The organism is Hymenobacter terrenus, assembly GCF_000972495.1.
GTDB classification, from domain to species: domain Bacteria; phylum Bacteroidota; class Bacteroidia; order Cytophagales; family Hymenobacteraceae; genus Hymenobacter; species Hymenobacter terrenus.
The window spans coordinates 1-20,099 of the sequence record NZ_LATM01000015.1 but is presented as its reverse complement, the minus strand read 5'-3'; the positions used below and the strand labels follow the sequence as shown (position 1 = coordinate 20,099).

General features: G+C 59.2%; 15 protein-coding genes. 11 read left to right on the top strand and 4 right to left on the bottom strand.

Features of this window, described 5'->3' with window-relative positions:
• Positions 1-9 precede the first annotated feature (9 nt).
• From WX88_RS16960 to WX88_RS30185, 3 genes are all read right to left on the bottom strand, one after another.
• Complete coding sequence (locus WX88_RS16960) at positions 10-192, bottom strand: hypothetical protein (RefSeq protein WP_046245593.1); 183 nt, start codon at positions 190-192, stop codon at positions 10-12.
• 226 nt (positions 193-418) lie between these two features.
• Positions 419-1,642 carry an ATP-dependent Clp protease ATP-binding subunit ClpX gene (gene clpX, locus WX88_RS16955; protein ID WP_046245592.1) on the bottom strand — a complete coding sequence of 408 codons (1,224 nt, stop codon included), beginning with the start codon at positions 1,640-1,642 and terminating at the stop codon, positions 419-421.
• A gap of 286 nt (positions 1,643-1,928) precedes the next feature.
• Positions 1,929-2,069 (bottom strand): hypothetical protein, encoded by a 141-nt coding sequence (locus WX88_RS30185; protein ID WP_156176216.1) that lies wholly within the window; start codon positions 2,067-2,069, stop codon positions 1,929-1,931.
• Between the two features lie 351 nt (positions 2,070-2,420).
• Between WX88_RS30185 and WX88_RS27890 the strand changes: the two genes are divergently transcribed.
• The 3 genes from WX88_RS27890 to WX88_RS27885 all read left to right on the top strand — a co-directional run bounded on the left by WX88_RS27890 (position 2,421) and on the right by WX88_RS27885 (position 6,246).
• The gene (locus WX88_RS27890; protein WP_052732792.1) at positions 2,421-3,875 is read left to right on the top strand and encodes a T9SS type A sorting domain-containing protein; all 1,455 of its coding nucleotides are present in this window, start codon (positions 2,421-2,423) and stop codon (positions 3,873-3,875) included.
• A 495-nt stretch (positions 3,876-4,370) separates the two neighbouring features.
• The gene (locus WX88_RS16945) at positions 4,371-5,333 is read left to right on the top strand and encodes a hypothetical protein (RefSeq protein WP_046245591.1); all 963 of its coding nucleotides are present in this window, start codon (positions 4,371-4,373) and stop codon (positions 5,331-5,333) included.
• 163 nt (positions 5,334-5,496) lie between these two features.
• Positions 5,497-6,246 carry a hypothetical protein gene (locus tag WX88_RS27885; protein WP_052732791.1) on the top strand — a complete coding sequence of 250 codons (750 nt, stop codon included), beginning with the start codon at positions 5,497-5,499 and terminating at the stop codon, positions 6,244-6,246.
• Positions 6,247-6,275: 29 nt separating this feature from the next.
• Here the strand turns inward: WX88_RS27885 and WX88_RS27880 are convergent, their stop codons facing one another.
• Entirely contained in the window at positions 6,276-7,031 is a 756-nt protein-coding gene (locus WX88_RS27880) for a helix-turn-helix transcriptional regulator (protein WP_052732790.1), read from the bottom strand.
• Between the two features lie 880 nt (positions 7,032-7,911).
• On the opposite strand from WX88_RS27880, the gene WX88_RS16930 reads away from it, so the two are divergent.
• From WX88_RS16930 to WX88_RS16895, 8 genes are all read left to right on the top strand, one after another.
• Complete coding sequence (locus tag WX88_RS16930) at positions 7,912-12,063, top strand: hybrid sensor histidine kinase/response regulator transcription factor (RefSeq protein WP_082116106.1); 4,152 nt, start codon at positions 7,912-7,914, stop codon at positions 12,061-12,063.
• 487 nt (positions 12,064-12,550) lie between these two features.
• On the top strand, positions 12,551-13,225 hold the full coding sequence (locus WX88_RS16925; protein WP_046245589.1) for a GNAT family N-acetyltransferase: 675 nt from the start codon (positions 12,551-12,553) through the stop codon (positions 13,223-13,225).
• 92 nt (positions 13,226-13,317) lie between these two features.
• Entirely contained in the window at positions 13,318-14,178 is an 861-nt protein-coding gene (locus tag WX88_RS16920; protein WP_052732789.1) for a carboxylesterase family protein, read from the top strand.
• Between the two features lie 301 nt (positions 14,179-14,479).
• Positions 14,480-16,633, top strand: a complete 2,154-nt coding sequence (locus tag WX88_RS16915) for a beta strand repeat-containing protein (RefSeq protein WP_156176215.1) — start codon at positions 14,480-14,482, stop codon at positions 16,631-16,633.
• An 81-nt stretch (positions 16,634-16,714) separates the two neighbouring features.
• Entirely contained in the window at positions 16,715-17,227 is a 513-nt protein-coding gene (locus tag WX88_RS16910) for a lipocalin-like domain-containing protein (protein WP_046245587.1), read from the top strand.
• 27 nt (positions 17,228-17,254) lie between these two features.
• Positions 17,255-18,067, top strand: a complete 813-nt coding sequence (locus tag WX88_RS16905) for a hypothetical protein (RefSeq protein ID WP_046245586.1) — start codon at positions 17,255-17,257, stop codon at positions 18,065-18,067.
• 85 nt (positions 18,068-18,152) lie between these two features.
• Positions 18,153-18,722 carry a DUF6252 family protein gene (locus tag WX88_RS16900; protein ID WP_156176214.1) on the top strand — a complete coding sequence of 190 codons (570 nt, stop codon included), beginning with the start codon at positions 18,153-18,155 and terminating at the stop codon, positions 18,720-18,722.
• A gap of 199 nt (positions 18,723-18,921) precedes the next feature.
• The gene (locus WX88_RS16895) at positions 18,922-19,998 is read left to right on the top strand and encodes an OmpA family protein (RefSeq protein WP_052732788.1); all 1,077 of its coding nucleotides are present in this window, start codon (positions 18,922-18,924) and stop codon (positions 19,996-19,998) included.
• The last annotated feature ends 101 nt before the right edge of the window (positions 19,999-20,099 follow it).

The window sequence follows — 20,099 nt, the reverse complement described above, 5'->3', positions numbered from 1 at the left end:
GCTCCGATTTTAGCTTCCAACAAAAAGGCCCGCCAATTGGCGGGCCTTTTTGTTGGAAGCTAAAATCGGTTTAGAAGATGCTTTGCCGCCGACGGCCTGACACAGTGCCTCGAAGCCCGGCAACTGCGCGGCTGCCAATGGCCATGTTGTCAGGTGCAGCTCAAAGGAAAGGGACGGGAAGAGGTTTGCCATAAATGCTTAGCCATGCGCCAGCCCGCAAAGCTCAAGTGGCTCAAGAACCGCAACGCGACTAAGTTAGGGCTGCTTTTCGCGACGGCTACAAGGGGGGTAGGAGATAGAACGAAGAGTTAATGGTAGGTATTCTCTTAATGCTTTGCTTTTGTCGGTTGAAGCGTAAAGAAAAAGGGAAGCTTAGCCGTGGCCGAGCTTCCCTTCGGAGACAAAAATGGGGTAGCGACTATGCGGCTCGCATGTGGCGCAGGGTCGATTTCTCAAATTTGCTGCGGCAGTAGCTCAGGTTAATCAGCAGTTCATCAGCGCCTTCCTGCGAGGGCATTTCAAACATGGCATCCGTCATGATGCTCTCGCAGATGGAGCGCAGGCCGCGCGCGCCGAGGCGGTATTCGTCGGCTTTCTCCACGATGTATTCGAGGGCTTCTTCGGTGAAGTCAAGCTCGATGCTCTCCATGTTGAACAGACGCTTGTACTGCTTCACGAGCGAATTTTTGGGCTCGGTCAGAATCATACGCAGCGTACTGCGGTCCAGTGGGTTGAGGTGGGTAAGCACCGGCAGACGGCCAATGAGTTCGGGGATGAGACCGAAGCTCTTGATGTCCTGGGCCGAGACATAGCGCAGGAAATTCTCGGTGTCGATTTGCTCTTCAAGATTAGTTTTGGCAAAACCCAAAGGCTTGGTATTCAAACGGCTCTTAATGATGCGGTCGAGGCCCGAAAAGGCGCCGCCGCAGATGAAGAGGATGTTCTCGGTGTTCACCGAAATCATTTTTTGCTCAGGGTGCTTGCGGCCTCCCTGCGGCGGCACGTTGATGGCCGTGCCTTCGAGCAGCTTCAGCAGGGCTTGCTGCACCCCTTCGCCGCTCACGTCGCGGGTAATGCTAGGATTGTCACTTTTGCGGGCAATTTTGTCGATTTCGTCGATGTACACGATGCCACGCTCGGCGGCTTCAAGGTTGTAGTCGGCGGCTTGCAGCAGGCGCGTGAGAATGCTTTCCACGTCTTCACCCACATACCCTGCTTCCGTCAGCACAGTGGCGTCGGCGATACAGAAAGGCACCTGCAGAATTTTGGCTAGCATGCGAGCCAGGAAAGTTTTGCCGGTGCCGGTTTCGCCCACCATAATAATGTTGGACTTCTCAATCTGCACCTCGTCCTCGCTGGGTTTCTGCATCAGGCGCTTGTAGTGATTGTACACGGCCACCGACATCACGCGCTTAGCTTCGTCCTGACCAACAACATACTGGTCGAGGTGCTCCTTGATGGCGCGAGGCTTGATGAGATTGAACTTGGGCTGCTTGCTAGCATCCTGGGCCTTAGCCTCTTCGTTGAGAATGTGCTGGGCCTGGCCCACGCATTTCTCGCAGATGTGGGCATTGATGCCCGAAATCATAACGGCGACTTCGCGCTTGCTCTTATTGCAAAAGGAACAGGATATTTCGGCCACGGAATGAGAAATAGAATAAGGTGGGAGAGGCTAGCTTTTAAACAAGCGGGCTCAAAGGTACAACAAGTGAAACGTCTGCGGCGGGAAAAATAGTGCTGCTCTACAAAAGCTGAGATACTAAATTTAGTGGATATTGTGTAGCTTTAAAAAACGTTGTCCTGCACAAAGTTCACTGTGCAGCACTTTGTTTTCGGCTTACTATCTGGGTCTTATGGTGAAAAGACTATTGATGACGCTGGTATTGGGCTGAGGGTTGCTTGCTCTACGGCCGGTACTGGCTCAAACGCTAGCCCTCCGCGAATATACTATTGCCAACGGTTTGCCCCAGAGTGTAGTAAATGTCATCTGCCAGGATGGGCAAGGGCGCTTGTAAGCCGGCACGCAGGGCGGCGTGTGCGCCTTCGACGGCCAGCAGTTTTCTAATCAAGTGGGTTTCGCCAGCCCGGCTGCCTTTTCCACCGCGTTTTCTCGCCAGTTTGGTTTCCCGCCCAGCGCGACAGCGCGCAATGACGAAGCTGATACTGTTGGGACTGAAGCAGCAGAATCGCTTAAAAATGAAATAGTAGAGGATTAATTACCGAGTATATTTTTTGGCCTTTTTAAGGGGATCTTTATAAAAAATATAAAAAATTACCACAAAATCAAAAGTGTGTGCAACAAATGCACAAGCGATGGAACGCCCGCGTATGCATTTGCAACATCAGCGAATAGTATTTAGGGGAAGAAAGGCTTGCTTTGGCACTATCAAACAGCCACGATTTTGCTTCTACATCGAGCCATGAAAAAACACTACTCGCTGCTTCTGCTCACCTGCTTGGCTGCCGGCCTCCCGGTAGCTGGGCAGGCCCAAGTTACTTTATCCGGGCCAGTTACTCTATATATCGCGCCGGGTAGCCTCATGACTGTGCCTTCGTCCCTTACCGTAGGTACGGGTGCCATTCTCACCAACGAAGGTCTACTTGATTTCGGTGGCGACCTCATCAATAATGGAATAGTAACGGCGCCAGTTGCCCCGGCTGCCATGTTGCGGGCGGTGGGCACGGCTGGTCCACAAACGGTGACTGGCACGGCCGCCCTGCCCGTGCAGAACCTGACGGTGAACAACACCGCTGGGGTTACCATCAATACCAACCTGAGCGTATCTGGCACCATCACGCTCACTAATGGTTTGGTGAGCGTAGGCACCGGCACGCCACTCGTGCTGCTGCCCACAGCCACTAACCCGGTCGAAACGGCCACCGCCCATTTAGTTGGCCCCGTGACCATGGCTGCTCGCGTCGTGAATGGCACCACCTTCGGTCCTTTTTTGGGGTTGAGCATGCCGGCCGGTGCCAGTGTGGCCAACCTGACCGTGACGCGGGTAACGGGCCCGACGGCCATCACATCGGCCGCTGGCAACACCTCGGCGGCAGTGTATTGGGACGTGGCCACAACGGCTGCCGGGGCTCCCACCCGGGTGATGAATTTCAGCTGGCTAGGGGTACTTGATAACGGCCGCGACATGGCACAGGCCACTCCCTGGCGCAGTACTACACTCTTCACGAACTGGACACGGACCGCCGGCCCCACCGCTAATGCCGCCGCCACCGACCCCCGCCAATACGCCCCGTCCGGGGCCGTAGCCGAAGCCGTAGCTGGCCGGTTTACCCTGGCAGACCCCAACGCCCCGCTGCCAGTAGAGCTGACCGCTTTCTCGGTCCGCCGCCAGGGCCCCGATGCCCGCCTAGACTGGAACACGGCTTCGGAAAAGAATAATGCCTACTTTGATGTGGAGCGCAGCCGCGACGGGTTGGTGTTTGAGCGCACTGGCCAAGTGGTCGGGCAGGGTAATAGTTCGACGCCCCGCAACTACTTCTTTATTGACCCTAAGGTGGTCCAATTCGGCGTGCCCACCCTCTATTATCGTCTGCGTCAGGTCGATGTCGACGGCATGGCCAGTTACTCGCCGGTGCGAACGGTGGCGGTGGAAAGTACCACGGCCCTACTTGTGAGCGCCTGGCCGAACCCCTCGACTGGCGCCGGACCCCACATCCGGGTGGAGCAGCCCTTTGATGGCCCGCTTACTGCCATCCTTATTGACGCCACTGGCCGCCGCCTAACCGAGTATCACACCACCAATCGGTTGAGCGAAGAGCTATTCAGAACCGAAATCAGCGCATTGCCTAGTGGGGTCTACCTGCTTAGCGTGACTACCCCCGGCACCAGCCGGACGCTACGCCTGATGCGGAATTAGAGCAGTTCCCGCGTAGACCCGGCCTCCGGCCCACCCCTCCTGGAGAGGGGCGCCAGACACCAGATTTGTTGAACGCACCCCGCTCCCGGAGGGGTGGGGACGGGGTTGAAGTGCCGGCCGTAGGTACACCATGGTCTCTGCTGGGTACAGCAGTTTATTCTCCACGGTCCATTGAGCCCAGTCTATGTATTTCTGTCTTCGCCTTACTTGCCCGCCTGTAGCCTGCCAATTTAGATTGGGCGTCTGAATACCTGGTCATTGCCTGTATCAACCATTCTGTGCTGAACTACTGCTACACCGGGCCGGATGCGCTGGCCCAGCGTGTGTAGCAGCGTTGCCAAAGCGTGGCCACTACCAGCTAACATCATCGGTGCTAGCCGTGCACCCTGCCAGCAAGGGGCACCGCCTCCTAAATAGGCCACCCATACGCCGTGCTGTTTTGGTCTTCAAGCACCGGAATACCTCCTCTTTACATTCTGCTCAGCTTCATCAACTATGAAAAACCTCTTTGCTTTTCTATTCCTGCTGGCCACCCTGTTTCTGGCTCGAACCAGCCAGGCCCAGGTAGGCATCGGGACCAATACGCCCAACACCAAGTCCGCTGTCGATATCCAAGCGACGGACAAGGGGCTGCTGATTCCGCGCCTGACGGCGGCCCAACGCACAGCCATCGCCAGTCCGCCCCAGGGCCTGATGGTGTACCAAACTGACGGCTCCCCCAGCGGTGGCGCCCAAAGCGGCTTCTGGTACTACGTGGGTACTGGCGGTTGGGTATTTATCACTCCCGATGGCGACAACCTTGGCAACCATACCGCTACACAAAACTTGCAGCTCGGTACCAACCAGTTGTTGGGTAACGGCGGTACCCGTGGCCTGCGCCTGCTGAACAACGGCGACGCCCGGTTGGGTAAAACCACTGGCTGGACTGGTGTTGCCGACAACCAGGTGCTCCGCTTTGGCGACTCAAATTTTGTAACCATCGGCGAGGCTGGCGGGGATGACCTCATGCAGCTGCGGGCCAGAAACTTTATTTTCCAGCCTTCCGGTAGCTACAGCGGCAACGTGGGCATTGGCACCAATTCGCCCACTAGCCGCCTTGATGTGGCCGGCACCATCACAGTGTCGGGCGCCAATACCAGCGAAGTAAATCGTGCTCAGACGGGTACCGCTAATCTCCTGCCTATTTGCTATGGCAACGTGAATGCCGATGCCACAATCAACGCCGCCGGTAGCACGGCCAATTTTACGGTCACCAAAGCGGGGACTGGGATTTATGATATCATGATTACGGGTGAGAGCTACTTCTATATAAACTATACTACTGTGGCTTCGCTCAATGGCGTTGGGGGAGAACTCACCACCAACAGCATTAGCGGCACGCAGCTACGGGTATTTACCTACAACTCATCCGGCGCAACCGCAGACCGTCCTTTTAACTTCATCACTTACAAGCCTTAGGAGATAGAAATACATCCAGGTGCAGAGTGTCTGCAGAAAATAAAATTGATTTTGTATCAATTATTGTGAATAAAATACCCGTTTATAATAATTATGTCTCTAATTTTGAATCCTCATTTAAAACCTCTCCACATTATTCCATTTTACTTTTTACTCAACTTCTATGAAAGGAATTCTTCGCACCTTGTTGGCCGCTAGCGCGGTAGTATCTCTCCCGCTTGCCGCTTCCCAGGCCCAGACTCGCAAGCCGGCACCTAAGTCAGTAGCAAAGCCCGGGGCTAAGCCAGTAGTTAAGCCCGCGCCCGTGGCCAAACCCGCGCCCGCCGCCCCGGCTCGCGCTGCTACTCCGCCCGCGCCGGCCGCTGCGCCGGCAGCCGAACCAGCTCGCTCGGCGTCCGCTTCGGCCACGGGTGGTACGGGCCCCTTCGAGGTAGGTACCAATGCCGTGAACCTAGGCGTCGGCCTAGGTAATCGCTACGGGTATGACGGAGGATTTTTTGGCGGCAACTCGTCGGTGTCGCCGGCCATTAGCTTATCCTATGAGCGAGGCATCATTCCGCTGGGGCCGGGCGTGTTAGGAGTAGGTGGGTTTATCGGCTACCAAGGAGCCTCTTACAATTTTGGGGGAGGCGACAAGATTAAATTTACTGACATTGTAGTAACCCTGCGTGGGGCATTTCACTACAATTTTATTCCTGAGCTCGATACTTATGGTGGCCTGGGCCTGGGGGTGCGGCGCCTCGGGTCCTCTGGCGAGGGACTGTTTTCACAATCAGCTAATTATGGAGGGACTGATGCCGTGCTGGGTTTGTTTGTGGGCGGGCGCTACTTCTTCACCCCCAGCATTGGGGCTTTTGCTGAGCTGGGCTATGACCAGAGCTACCTCAAAGTAGGGCTCACGGCCAAATTCTAATCCAAAGCTTTCCAGATTTCAGAAGCTCGTCACCACGCCACGGCTCGCCGACTAGCAGCGGTGCGGTTGTCGACGCCCAGCTTCGCGTAAATATTTCGCAGGTGGTTCTGCACCGTGCGAGGGCTGATGCGGCAGAGTTGGGCAATTTCTTTATCGGTACGTCCCTGCGCGAGGTGAAACAAAATATCGGCCTCGCGCGGGGTCAGGCCTGCCCGACCAGGTACGAGCGAATGGATGCCCGACGCCACGCGGCTGGGCGTAAACTGCTCGGTGAGACGCAATAAGGTCCCTATGTGGGGCCGCACGAATGCCAGCAATATCCGTTCGCTTTCTGTGAAGTCGCGGTGGTTGCGGAAGATGCAACACGTTACTATGTCGCCGCCCGGCACCAATGCCGCCAAAATCAGGTGATGAGTAAGGGCAAAGGGTCGATACAAATGTTGGTACAAGTCCGTGCCTGCAAATTGGTGTACCGTGCCAAAGTCGCTGGTGCGCAGTGGCAGAGAGTTTTGACGCACAAATAACTCCTCGTATAGTGGGTGCTGCGGCATAAACGGTGCCGCAACGGCCAGCACCTGCGGCGTGAAAACGTGTTGCGGCCACGCCCCGAGAAACTGCAAGCTGCCCTGTGTGTCGAAACGGTCGAAACAAATTGTTTCGGCGCCAAACAGGTCGAGCAGCGCGGCAGCCAGCCGGTCGAACAGCGTAGTTGGGTCTGGCTGGGCGTAGAGCGCGGCCAGGGCATCGTTGAGTTGGCAAGCGTGCCTTAGGGCAAGGGTCTGCATCGAATTTAATAGAACCACAAAGGGCCGGTCGTCGGCTGCCTACTTCGCGAAGGTACATCGCGTAACCCAGTAATATTTCTTATTTTAAGGCTTCTGATTACTAGCAGCCTCGCCCCACGGCCACGGCTCAGCTTGGTGTTGGCGCCACGATGCCCGATTCCTTAGTTGCCCCGACTATCGAACCTCTACTAAATGCTTTCCCATTCATCAAGTCATCCTTTCTGCACTTACCAATGGAACTTCAATCCCAACACTTGGAACTGGTCTTCTTGTCTTCAACTGTAACATCGGCTTGGTCGGCGGGGTGGGTTTTTACCACAACGCCCGTCGTGCCACCTCGCCCGACCTTATTAGCCCCAGCGCGGCTCCGGCTGGCAGTGATTAGCGCCTGAACGTGCGAATTAGCCGCTATATCGTTGTCAAGAGAAACTGAGAGGTAGAGGCGCAAAGTGTTGGGTCTCGTGGCGTGACGGAGGCCTCATAATGAAGCGCTTACTACTGCACGACCATTTAGATAGCTTAAATCAGGCGGTGCGGTTGTCGATGCCCAGCCTCGCGTAAATATTGCGCTGGTGGCTTCACACCGTGCGGGAGCTGCTGCTGCAGTGCCAAGCTGCTGGGTGTGGTGAAGTATGAGTAAGTACCTGGGCAACAGATGAAAATATGATGTTGGAATGAGCAATATAGGATTGAGAGTATAACCTGGCTATGAGTAATCTTACCTATTTCATATGGTGGTAAGAGCTAATAGATTTGCTCCATTTTCGATAACACTTCTTGCGGCATTAGCCTCTGTTTTCTGTGCAGTACCTCTCCCAGTTTCGTTGTGCCCATCTGCTTGAGGCGGGTTCTAAGCTGAGTTAGTTATATTTATCATAACATGCTTAGATTCTTGCCAGGTAAGTTGCTAAGAGCTTTAGGATGGATGATGGTGCTGAGCAGCCTCGTCCAGTTGGCTGCCCCGCGCCCGGTGCAGGCCCAGACGCTGGCCGTGCGCTCGTACACTACTGCCAATGGCCTAGTGCAGTCGACCGTGTACTGCTTAGCCCAGGACCTGCGGGGGCGGCTTTGGGTAGGAACGCAGGGCGGGGTATGCGTATACGATGGGCAAGGTTTCCGAAATTACGGTGGGCCTGACGGGCTGCCCGATTCGCACGTGCAGGCAATGGCCGTGGCTCCTGACGGCCGCACGGTGTGGCTGGGGCAGAAGTATGCAGGCTTGGCTGTGCTAGGAATCGATGGACGCATTCGGTCGGTGCGGCTGCCCGGACTAGCCGTGCCCGGCCGTATCGCCACCTTGTGGGCCGGTCGGAACGAATTGTGGGTAGGCTCTAAGGCGCAGGGGGTGTGGCGTCTAAGCTTCGGGCCAGGGCGTCCCGATACCCTTATCCAGCACTGGAGCACCGCCCAGGGCCTTCCCGCCGATACGGTGGAGTGGCTGGGACCGGGGCTGCGCGGATGCCAGTGGGCCACCACGCCCCGGGGCCTGCTAGTGTTTGACCGGCGCACGGGGCAGCTCCGGCCCGCCGAGCAAGCCTCTCTACCAGCCGCTCTGCGCCAGCACCTTTATGGCTGCTATCGGGTCAGCGACTCGGTGGCGTGGGTAGGTACTGCGCATGGACTGTTGCGGGTGAGTGCCGCCCCGACCGGTGGCTGGCGGCTGCGTCGCTACACCCGGGCGCAGGGCCTGCCCACTGACTTGGTGCTCCGTGTGGTGCAGGATGCGGCGGGCCGGGTATGGGTTAGCACGGCGGCCGGTTTGTGTCAGGGGCTGCCACAGGCGGGTGACTTGCGCTTCCGGGCCCTTGCCGGACGCAAAACCTTCGACCACGACCGCGCCTGCGACTTGTTGGTGGACCGCGAGGGCAGCCTGTGGGCCGCCACCGATACCGGAGTAAATCAGTATCTGACCGACGAGCGGTTTGCGCAGTTCACCACCGCCGACGGCCTGCCGGCCGACCCGGTGACCGCCCTGGCCCAGCCCCGGGCCGATGAGCTGTGGGTTGGTACCCAGCATGACATTGGGCGGCTTCCCCTCAACAGTGGGGGCCCGCAGCCGCCGGCCCGCCCGCTGGTGGTGCCCGCGCACACCGAGCGGGGCCACTATGTGTTGAGCCTAACTCCCGACAGCCGGGGCGGCGTATGGGTAGGCACTCTGGAGGGCGCCCGCCGCTACGACTTGCAAACCGGCCGCTGGGAAATCTACGACCGCAATGTGGAAGGGCTGGCCGGACAATACGTGGCGAGCATGGCCGAAGACACCCGCGGGCGCATGTGGCTGGTGACGCATCGGCGCGGCGTGACCGTATACGACCCCGCTCAACGTACGTTTCGCACGTTCCGCAGCGGCGACAATGGCCTGCCTAGTAATAATTTCTGGCAGGTATACCGCGACCACTCCGGGCGGCTCTGGTTGGCTTCCGACGATGCCGGCCTCATTAGCGTGGACACTGACGGCGACACTTTCCGGCGGGTAGATGGGCAGGCTGGCCGGCTCACGATAGGTTCCATTAGCGAAGACCGCCGGGGCCACCTTTGGCTGGGGCCGGTGGGCACGCCACTGCTGCGCTACGAGCCGGCCACCGGCCGCTTGCACACCTATGGCGTACAGGCGGGCCTGCAGTCCATCAACCCCTATTTTGTGCAGTGTGACAGTGTCGGCCGGGTCTGGGTGGGCACCCATCTGGGCATCGATGTGCTCGACACTCGCACGGGTGGCGTGCGGTCCTACACCCCGGCCGACGGCTTTCTGGGTGGGGAAGCCGACGAGAATGCCGTGCTGCTGGACGCGGACGGGGAGGTGTGGATGGGCACCGTGGGCGGACTCATGCTCTACAATCCCCAGCAGGTGCCCCGTACCTACGCTGCCCCGCCCACCTACCTCACCGGCCTGCGTGTGGCTCTGCGCGACACTGCCTTGCAGCCCGACCTGCAGTTGCCGACCAGTCTCAACAGCCTCAGTTTCGACTTTTTGGGCGTGAGCCTGGCCCGGCCGGGGCGGGTGCGTTACCAATACCGTCTGCGCGGCCTCGCCGATAAGTGGGTGGGCCCCGTGGCTGGTACTTCGGCCACTTTTGCCAACCTGCCGCCCGGCCCCTATACCTTTGAAGTACGGGCCACCAACGGTGAGGGCGGCTGGAGCGCGCCGGCTGCTTTTGCGTTTAAAATAGAAGCGCCGTGGTGGCGCCGCTGGTGGGCCTGGCCGCTCTACACGGCTGGACTGGTGCTAGCCCTCTACGGCGTACGTCGCCGCACCCGACGGCAGGAGCGGGAGCGGGCCGAGCGCCACCTTGAACGTCAGACTTTAGGCCAGCTGCAGGAGCTAGATCGAATAAAAACTGACTTTTTTACCAACATCAGCCACGAGCTGCGAACCCCGCTCACTCTCATTTTGGGCCCCGCCGAACTGCTGGTCGAGGAGGCGCCCGATGCCAGCAGCCGGCAGCGTGGCGGCCTGGTGCTGAGCCAAGCCCGGAAGCTGCTGTCCCTCATCAACCAGCTGCTGGATTTGAGCAAGCTTGACGCCGGGGCCCTGCGCCTGCACCCCACGGCTGGCGACGTGGGCCAGTTGGCCCGGCATTGCCTGGCGAGCTTCGAAGACCTGGCTGCCAGCCGGAGCGTAGTGCTGCGCCTGGACGCGCCGACTGGCCCGGTGCCGCTGGTATTCGACGCCGAGAAACTAGATGAGGTGCTTACTAATCTGTTAGCCAATGCCGTGCGCTTTACGCCCCCCGGCGGAGAGGTAACGCTGCGGGTAGTCAGCGGCCTGCCTACCGTAGCGGCTCCCGCCGGCACCGTGGAGCTGGCCGTGCAGGATACTGGCCCCGGCATCGGTCCCGAGCATCTACCGCACTTGTTCGACCGATTTTACCAGGCCGGTTCCCGTGGCCCAACCGAGGCTGCTACCGGGGCGCCGCGCCAGGGCACTGGCATTGGGTTGGCGCTAGTGCGCGAACTAGTGGCCCTGCACGGTGGCGCCGTAGAAGCGTGCAGCCCTCCCAATCAAGGTGCTTGCTTCGTGGTGCGGCTGGTACGGGGCGTGCTGAGTGCCGGGCCGGCGCTGCCCAGTACCGGGACCGATCAGCTGGACACCGGACCGGCTCCGGTTTCGCGGAGTGAGTCAGAAGTAACGGCAGATTTGACTGCCATACTCAGTCCGCTTGCAGCGGGACTGGGTTCCACCCCGGCCAATGATGCCGAGCCAGCACTGGTGCTCATCATTGAAGACAGCGACGAGGTTCGGGCCTTTATTGCCGAGGCGCTGGCGCCGGCTGGCTACCGCCTACTAATGGCTCCTGATGGCACGGCCGGCCTAGCCCTGGCGCGGGCGGAAGTGCCAGACCTGATAGTGAGCGACGTAATGATGCCCGGCCTGAGTGGCTACGAGGTATGCGCCGAGCTTAAGGCCGACCCGGCCACCAGCCACATTCCGGTGGTGCTTCTCACGGCTCGCTCGTCTGCCGACGACCGTTTGCAAGGCCTCGAAACCGGCGCTAATGCGTATTTATCCAAACCGTTTCGGCCCCGCGAGTTGCAGGCTCAAGTGCGCAGTCTGCTCCACCTCGGCCAGCAAAACCGTGCCCGCTTCGCGGCCCTTGCGTCGGCCGAAAAGGTCTTGGTTCAATCAGAAGAAAACTCCCGGAGTAGGTTTACAGCATTGCTGCCCAATCAACTGGCGGTTCACGCCACGGCCGTGGCCGCCCTGCCTTCGCTCGACCAAGCCTTTTTACAAAAATTTGACGCCACCGTGCTCGCTCACCTGGGTGATGAAGATTACGGGGTGGACCAGCTCGGACAGGAACTGGGGCTAAGCCGCACCCAATTGCACCGCAAGCTCAAGGCCTTGACCGGCCAGGCGCCCGGCGAATACCTGCGCCACACCCGTCTGCTACGGGCTTTGGCCTTGCTTCAGGCACGAGCGGGAACAGTGGCTGAAGTCGCCTATCAGGTTGGCTATGGTAATCCAGCGCACTTCAGCACCGCATTTTCGCGGCAGTTTGGCTACGCGCCGAGCACGGTGGGCAAGGAATAGGGCCGGGCTTGGTACCAGAGTAGAAAGGGGAGGAGTACGCGAGCAAAAGCACCCGTCTCAAAGAGGCCATCCTGCTTAGGCATGGTTGACCATAGCTGGCCACTGCAGTGATAGTTATTGCAACGAAGTCGTCCGTTTGCGCGGATGTTGGGCCAGGTTTGGGTTCTGTCGCTTCGTTGTAGTAGGGGGGCTTGTCAGTTTTGTGCCTTTTAAACGTCTCAGTTGAGCGTAATCAGCATCGTATTCATGTTTATAGGTTGAATATCAATACCTTATTGGTTTGATATAAGTCCAGCTTCGTCGCAAGAAATGACGAAAATACCGGGTTGAATAGGCCCTATGCGCAAAAAACAATGCTATTGCAACGTTTACGAAGGCTCTGCAACGCCTTCGCAAGCATTTGCAACATGCGCGGAAGGCTGCCCGGGAAGGCCGCTTCTTCCTTTGCCAGCAGCAACGCCGCTTCGTTTTGGTTGCGTTGGCGCTTATGGCCAATCCACTTCCTTCTAGCATTACCCGAGCGCAAGCCGCTACTCCGCGCCGCCTCAATACCGCCGACTTGGCTTGGGCCGCAGCGTTGCTGGCGCAGGCCACCGCCGTGCATCCGGCGGTGCGATACGTGTGCACCGGCCCGGCAGCCGCCCATCAGCAGCACTGGTTACTGAAGCAGCTGCTTACGCTTGCCTTCCGCCACGGTGTGGCCTACACCAACGCGGCAGGGACGGCCCTGGCCCTTTGGCTGAATCCCACTCAGTCGACCGTGCCCTGGGCACTGCGGCTACGGCTGGCTGCCATCTGGCACCTGGGCTGGGCCGGCAGCCAGCGCCTGCGCCAGCTATTAGGTACGATGAGCTGGCTACGTCACCAAAGCCTGACCGGGCCACACCATTTGCTGCTGGCCATGGTCGTGCATCCCGCTGCCCAAGGCCGAGGCGAAGGGCGCCGCTTGCTGGCGGCCACGCTGGCACTGCGGAAGGCGCCCCTGCCCTGTTACTTCAGCGCTCAGATACCAGCTCAACTGGCTTTTTATCAGGGCTTGGGTTTCGAATTGGCGGGGCACTGCACGGTGGGCAAAGGGCCGGCGGGGCTGCTGAGCAACTGGGGCCTGCTGCGGCCGGGTGAACTGTCGACTACTGCGGGACCGGGCTCCGGCAGAGAATGAGCTGAGTTTTGGGGCAGTCATCGAGCGCAATGTGGAGCATGAATGATTAGAATTCAAATAATTAACTCACTTAAAGGCCACTCCTTGTTACCATGAAACACTCCTCCTTTTTTCTGGCACTGCTGCTATTGCTGAGCCCATTGGCGCGGGCTCAAAAGGCTCCCGCTAGTCGTCCTGAAACTGGCTTTCTGAAGCGCACCGTCACCGTGGGCGCGCGTACCTATGCTTACCGCGTGTACGTGCCGGAGAATTACAAGCCTGCCAAAACGTATCCCGTGGTGCTGTACCTACACGGCGTGGGCCAATGGGGCCAGGACAATGAGCAACAGATGGGGGGCCCGAATCTGGGCAGCGTCATCCAGCTGTATGCGCCCAAGGAGCCAGTTTATAGCCAGTTCCTCGCAGTATTTCCGCAGGAACCGGCACCCGAAATCTGGTTCGGGGAGGGCGCTGAGCAGGCCATCAAGGCCCTCGATCAAACCGTGGCCGAGTTCAAGGCTGATGCCGCCCGGCTCTACGTCACGGGGTTGTCGATGGGTGGGTACGGGGCTTGGTACCTCGGGGCCAACTATCCCAGCAAGTTTGCGGCCGTGGCCCCGGTGGCGGGCGGGGTACTAGTGCCCGACTGGTTCGACCAGGCGTTTCCATCGCCAATCCTGACGGCCTACAAAAGCCAGTCATTATACGCCTATACTGCAATGGCCAAAGCCGTGGGTACCACCCCCGTGTGGATATTTCATGGGGCCAAAGACAACGTGGTGCCTGTAGTGGAAAGCCGCCAGATGGTGGCGTCCCTCAAAGCCGCTGGCCACGCGGCCAAATACACCGAGTACCCCGCCGAGGGCCATTTTATCGCCGACAAAGTCTACACCGATCCAGCATTCTGGCAATGGCTGCTGGCCCAGAAGCTGCCTAACTCTGCGGCCGGCACCGCGACTAGCACCAAGCCATAGGTAGCCTCACGCCTCAGTCCTGATTTCTCAATCTCGGCCTGAGTAGCCAGCACCCGCGAAAGACCGCCGTGACGGCTGCCCAGCGACGGCGGCGACACCAATCTCGCTAGTAGTGGGGGACAGCTGAATGCCGGCTAAGCCGAATATTCCGGATAAAAGCCTTGGTAATGCGCAGATTGGAACAAAGTAAGAAGTATTTGCAACAAATCCGAAAGGGCCGGGCTGATAACGCCTCCGTCCTTTGCAGCACACCTAGCCAGTCAATTTAGGCATACACTGCACACTGCTTTTTACCTTATATATGAAAACACGTTTATCCCTCATTTGCTGTTTGGTACTGCTATTGGGCGGCTACCCTCTGGCAAGCCGCGCCCAGGTGGGCATTGGCACCGTCACCCCGGATGCTTCAGCCGCGCTGCACCTGCGCGCTCCCGATAAAGGTCTGCTCATCAACCAAGTCAACTTGAACGGCCCTACCGACGCCAGCACCATCATCAATCCGGCCCCGAGCCTGCTCATCTTTAATAGTAATGCGGCCCTGCCCGACGGCACCGGTTATTATTACAACGCCGGTACGGCCGCCGCGCCCAACTGGACGCGCCTGAATACCGGGGCCGGCGGTTTCACGCTGCCATACGTCGGAACCACCAATACGCCCAACAATCAGGCTTTCAGCGTCGGCAACAGTGGCGCCAACGGCGATGGCATTCGGGGCACGGCGAACAATGGCGGCATTGGTGTCGTCGGGTCCACAATCGGGGGCAGCAGGCAAGGGGTTTTGGGGCAGCGCCTTACTGTTGGCCAAACCACGCCACTGCCCGCCACTGCCGGTGTGGCGGGAGTAGCCTACGGCGAGCCCGGCGTGTACGGTCGCTCGGCCCGCGCCGCCTCGCTGCGCGCCGAGAAAACCAGCAGTACTGACCAGGGACGCGTGGCCGAATTCCTGAATACTGCTCCCGGCAATGACTCAGTGGCCGTGTTCGTCAGCAGCACCGGCAGCCGGCCCGCCCTGCGCGCCCAGGCCGCCAGTGCCGATGATAATGCTACCGGCATCCAAGGCATCGTGCGCACCGCCGCCGATGGCGCGGTGGGGCTCGACCCGTCCGGCGTGCGCGGCATCGACGCTACCGCCACCAGCAACGGTGTGGGCGTGCGGGGGAGCAGCTCCCTGGGCACCGGCGTGCTGGGAGCCACCGCCGTCAACGACTCCGAAGAAGCTGGTGTTATCGGCCAGAATCTGGCGCCCGGGGGCGTTACCACCGGCGTACTCGGCCTCACCGTGGGCGGCTACGGGGTGCGCGGCGCGGCCACCGGCAATGGCGGCTACGGGGTGCAGGGCAATGCCACCGCCGGGCGCGGCGTGAACGGCGCCGCCACTTCCGGGGAGGGAGTGTACGGTACCTCTAGCTCGGGCTACGGCGTGTATGGCACTTCTGCCTCCAACGCAGGTGTGTACGGCACCTCGGCGTCGGCCGTTAGCAACTCACCGGGAGTGTGGGGGTTTACCACGGGCAGCGGGCCGGCCGCCACCGGCGTACTGGGCAGCTCCACCAATGGCTATGCCGTGCGCGGCATTGTATCGGGCAGCGGCTACGGGGTGCAAGGTATCGGCGTGAGCGGGCGTGGGGTAGATGCCCAAGCCACCACCGGCATTGCTGTGTACGGGACCTCGCTCTCGGGCAGCGGCGTGTATGGCACTACGGCTACTAGCAGCCTCTCGGCTGGGGCGGTGGTGGGCTACAACAGCAATTCCAGCACCTCCGCAATAGGAGTACTGGGGCAATCCGACAATGGATATGCGGTGCGCGGGGTGGCCACTATCGGCACCGGCCTTTACGGAGCCTGCACTACTGGCTTTGCCGTGCAGGGTCGGGCCTCGGGTAGCAGTGGCTGGGGAGTGTACGGCCAAGCCAGTGGCGCCTTTGGGGTAGGCGTGCGGGCCGATGCCAGCAACTCGTCCGCAGCCGTGGTCGCTACGTCTTCCGGTACCGGGGTTGCCGGCAGCTTTTCGCAAACCAATACCGCCAATACCAGTGCCGCTGTCAGCATTACCCAAGCCGGCTCCGGCCCGGCCCTGGATGTGACGGGTGGAGCAGTGCGGACCACGGCCATAAACTCGCCCAGCACTGGGTCGGCTAACCTGCTGCCGTTGGCTTATGGCCGTGTGGCCGCTGATGGCACCATTCTCAGCGGCTCGGGCAACTTCTCGGTGGACGTGCCCTTTTCCGGCACGGGCTACTATGAAATTACGGTTTCATCGCCCGCCAGCCTCAACCTGAGCACGGCCACTTGCCTGGCTACGGGTCAGGCCACGACTCTGGCCTCGGTGGCATTGGTGCTTACTACCGCTAGCGGCGCTAGCGGCGGCCGGGTAATCGTGACGACCAATCGCCTCAGTGGGGGAACTGTCACACAGCCCGAGCGCGAGTTCTCCTTCATCGTGTACCGCCCTTGATGGCCTCGAACCTCTCTGGTATTCAGACTGCTCTTTGTTCTCAATCAATGCTTTTTACTTTTTATTTACCTCATTTCACTCATGAAATTTCTCCGCTTACTCCTGTTGCCCGGCCTACTGTTCGCCGCTGTTAGCTGCAAAAAAGACAAGGAAGACCCTAAACCCTCTAAAGCTGCCCAGCTCACTGCTGTAACGTGGAAAGCGAGCAGTCTCACTATTGCCGTTGATAACCAAAGCAACACTAGTCCAACTCCTTCATCCAACCAACTGAGCTACAAGTTCAATCCTGATGGTAAGTCCGTCGTCACGTACAGCGACGGTTCGACGGGCACTGGTACTTGGGTGCTTCAGAGTAACGACTCCGAGCTGGTTCTGCAGGATGGCAGCAGTTCACCAAAAACGAATAAGCTTTTTGAGTTGACGGACAAGACATTGTCTTTTGGAGAAAGCTTCGATAAGTCTGCGATTCAGAAGGTGCTGACCAACTCCCCCGGCGCGAGCCTCAATCTAGGGCTCATCATTGCTGGCAGCAGTGGCGTGACGTGGCAAAACGTGAACAGCGTGCAGCTCAAAGTCAACTACGTGCCGAAATAGTTCAGCATCAAGCCCTTTTGTTTAGCCATGAACAAGCTTCTTCCCGCTGTGCTGCCGCTCACGTTGCTGCTGGCCCTGCCTGCCGCGGCGCAGGTAATCACCAAAGACCAGGCCGCACGCACGGCCCAAGGCACCGTGAACAGCCGCGCTAATGGCGGCATCAGCAGCGGCGTCAATGCTGGAATCGACGGTATTGGGGCGGGCGTAAAAGGTCTGTTTGGGCGCCGCAAAAACCAGCCCGCTGCGCCCGTCCGAACGCCGGCTGTGCCCACGCCGACGCCCGTAGCTGCATCGGCACCGGCCGCGCGCCCGGCCCCCGGTGGGGCGCAGCGGGTGCGGGTACCGGGCGGCAACTTCTCGGTGCAAGTGCCAGCTGGCTGGGCCTACAGCTACCTACGCATCAGCAGCATGCTGCCCGACCGGCCCGGCCAGCAGCCCGGCCTGCAGGAAAGTGAGAGCATGCCCGCCACCACCCCGCCCGGCCAGCTCGGGCGCATGAACGGCTTGCAACTCTACCGCCTGAGCGACCCCAACGACCAGCTCATGGTGTTTTCTCATGCCGGCAAGCCTGCTCTGAACCAAGCCGATTTCACGGCCGTGGTGCAAAGCGCCGCCGCTGGCGCCGCAGCACCGCCCCAGGTTAGCGTCGCCAAGGTGGGCACCAGTCTGCCAGCCTACCGGGTTGAAAACGCCGCTTTTGGCCTAAAGCTGGTGAGTGTGTACGCCTACCGCGACGGGCGGCGCTACGGCTTCACGGCTACAAAATCGCCGTCGCAGTTTGCTTCCCTGCAGAAAGCCCTCGACCAATTAATCGCCTCATTTGAGCCGGTCGGCAGGTAAACCTAATCCCTCTCTTTCCTCCGAAACCATTTCCAACCTCTGCTGCCGGACCAGTGCGCCCGGATAGCGCCACTCATAAACCCATATGCTTCACAATTCTTCTTCTGCTTCCTGGCTCCTGGTGTGTACCAGCATGCTGCTTCTCACTTCTTGCAAGGATGAAAAGGAAACGCCGGCCGCCACGACGAACAATGGCGACTTCATGACCTGGACCCAGAATGGCCAGGTTTACAAGGCCACCGACGTGTCGGCCTTCACCTACAAAAGCATACCCATCATTAGCATCAATGGCGGGGTGGTACTCCCGGGACAGGGCCTGAGTGAGCGTACGCTTACTATTTCCGTTCCCAACAGTCTGACCAAGCCGGGCACCTATTCGCTCCCACAAAGCAGTACGCCTGCTGACGTGGTTTCGGGCCAGTTGGTGCTGGTGGTACCGGGTATCTCCACGCCCGTCGACTACAATACCGTTTATGGCCCCGCCGCCGTCAACGGCACGGTTACCCTCACCGAGTACGACGTTCAGGCCCAGCGCCTGGTGGGAACCTTTGAGTTCACGGCGGAAAGCTCGGGCAGCGCTTCACCGCTCACCCAAACCGTAACGGCGGGCTCTTTTCGCCTGACCAAGCTGGAAGCAGCTCCCGGCGGCCTGTAGGCTAACCAGAGCAATTTCCAGCAAATTAGCCTCTGCAGCAATGATTAAATATGACAAAGGCTACTTCATTGAAAGAAGAAACTGGTCTTTTGCCACTACGCTTAAGCAAGCACCATCCCTGTCTGCCAGTGCTGCTAGAATAGGTTAAGGGTCAATTTACCACACTTCCTCCTTTATGCTACCTTTTCAACTTTTTGCAATGACGTTTCCTCAATTCTCCCGCGTGGCCACCTTGGGTGTGCTATTCCTCATGGTCGCTTGCTCATCGGATAAAAAGCCGGAAGACACTACTGCTACTGCCACACCGCCGGTCACGAAGGCTAGCACGGCGCCACCGGTTGCCGAACAACCCGCCACAGCGACGGTCACCGCCCCGCCCGCGCCGGCTGGCTTCGACACTAATGCCGTGCCCGTTGTCACTCCCAAGCTTGGCGCTTTTCCCTATTTCAGCCTACTCGATGGCTACGTGAAAATGGACGCGAAAACGGCACCTGGCAACTCCGCCCGCGAGTACAACAAGGAAGTCAATTTTGACCGTTACGAATTCTTCGATGGTACGAAGCTCATTCCGGTAGAAGGGCGGTTGCTGACGGTGAGTGCTTTGGGAAAAGCGGCCTCGTTCTTCCAAGCTCAGAAAACCTACGAAAAGCTGGTGCACGACCTCGGTGGTGTGACAGTATTTGAAGGGTCTGGAGCGAAGCTGAAAGACCTCAAAATCAAGTACGAAGACCCGCGCCACCGGGGGCGCTACGGCTTAGACAACAGCGAGAAACAGGGGGTGTACATGCTGCGCACGCCTGACAAAGAAATTTGGGTCGAAGTCTACAAAACCTACTCCAGCGACCCCGAAAACTACTGGTTGACGGTAGTTGAGAAAAAAGGCTTGCCGATGGAAGCTACCGTGCTGCCCGCCGCCGAGATGAAAAAGGCCCTCGACGCCACCGGCCACGTGGCTCTCTACCTCAATTTCGACACCGACCAAGCCACCCTGAAACCCGATGCCCAGGCCACCATTGCCCAAATCATCAGCCTGCTGGCCCAAAACCCCGACCTTAAATTGGCCGTGCAGGGCCATACCGACAATGCCGGCACACCCCAGCACAACCAGGAGTTGTCCGAAGCCCGCGCCCGTACCGTAGTGGCCAACCTCACCGCCCAAGGCATTGCCGCCGACCGCTTACAGGCCGCTGGCTTTGGCCAGACCAAGCCCCTGGCCGACAATGGCACCGAGCCCGGCAAAGCCAAAAACCGCCGCGTGGAGTTAGTCAAGATGTAGTGCATCTTAGGTAAAAGCTCTCGTTTTCTCAGCAAACCAGTGGCTTGAATGCCTAATTAAGAAGCTGTTTGAGTTAATTTAGGGTCATGGAAAAGGTCGTC

What these genes read in the sequence shown, in the direction of transcription:
- WX88_RS16915 (WP_156176215.1), top strand. Translation starts at nt 14,480, where the DNA reads ATGAAAACACGTTTATCCCTCATTTGCTGTTTGGTACTGCTATTGGGC.
- WX88_RS27890 (WP_052732792.1), top strand. Translation starts at nt 2,421, where the DNA reads ATGAAAAAACACTACTCGCTGCTTCTGCTCACCTGCTTGGCTGCCGGC.
- WX88_RS16905 (WP_046245586.1), top strand. Translation starts at nt 17,255, where the DNA reads ATGAACAAGCTTCTTCCCGCTGTGCTGCCGCTCACGTTGCTGCTGGCC.
- WX88_RS16925 (WP_046245589.1), top strand. Translation starts at nt 12,551, where the DNA reads ATGGCCAATCCACTTCCTTCTAGCATTACCCGAGCGCAAGCCGCTACT.
- WX88_RS16895 (WP_052732788.1), top strand. Translation starts at nt 18,922, where the DNA reads ATGACGTTTCCTCAATTCTCCCGCGTGGCCACCTTGGGTGTGCTATTC.
- WX88_RS16910 (WP_046245587.1), top strand. Translation starts at nt 16,715, where the DNA reads ATGAAATTTCTCCGCTTACTCCTGTTGCCCGGCCTACTGTTCGCCGCT.
- WX88_RS27880 (WP_052732790.1), bottom strand. Translation starts at nt 7,031, where the DNA reads ATGCAGACCCTTGCCCTAAGGCACGCTTGCCAACTCAACGATGCCCTG.
- WX88_RS16930 (WP_082116106.1), top strand. Translation starts at nt 7,912, where the DNA reads ATGCTTAGATTCTTGCCAGGTAAGTTGCTAAGAGCTTTAGGATGGATG.
- WX88_RS27885 (WP_052732791.1), top strand. Translation starts at nt 5,497, where the DNA reads ATGAAAGGAATTCTTCGCACCTTGTTGGCCGCTAGCGCGGTAGTATCT.
- WX88_RS16945 (WP_046245591.1), top strand. Translation starts at nt 4,371, where the DNA reads ATGAAAAACCTCTTTGCTTTTCTATTCCTGCTGGCCACCCTGTTTCTG.
- WX88_RS16920 (WP_052732789.1), top strand. Translation starts at nt 13,318, where the DNA reads ATGAAACACTCCTCCTTTTTTCTGGCACTGCTGCTATTGCTGAGCCCA.
- WX88_RS16900 (WP_156176214.1), top strand. Translation starts at nt 18,153, where the DNA reads ATGCTTCACAATTCTTCTTCTGCTTCCTGGCTCCTGGTGTGTACCAGC.
- WX88_RS16960 (WP_046245593.1), bottom strand. Translation starts at nt 192, where the DNA reads ATGGCAAACCTCTTCCCGTCCCTTTCCTTTGAGCTGCACCTGACAACA.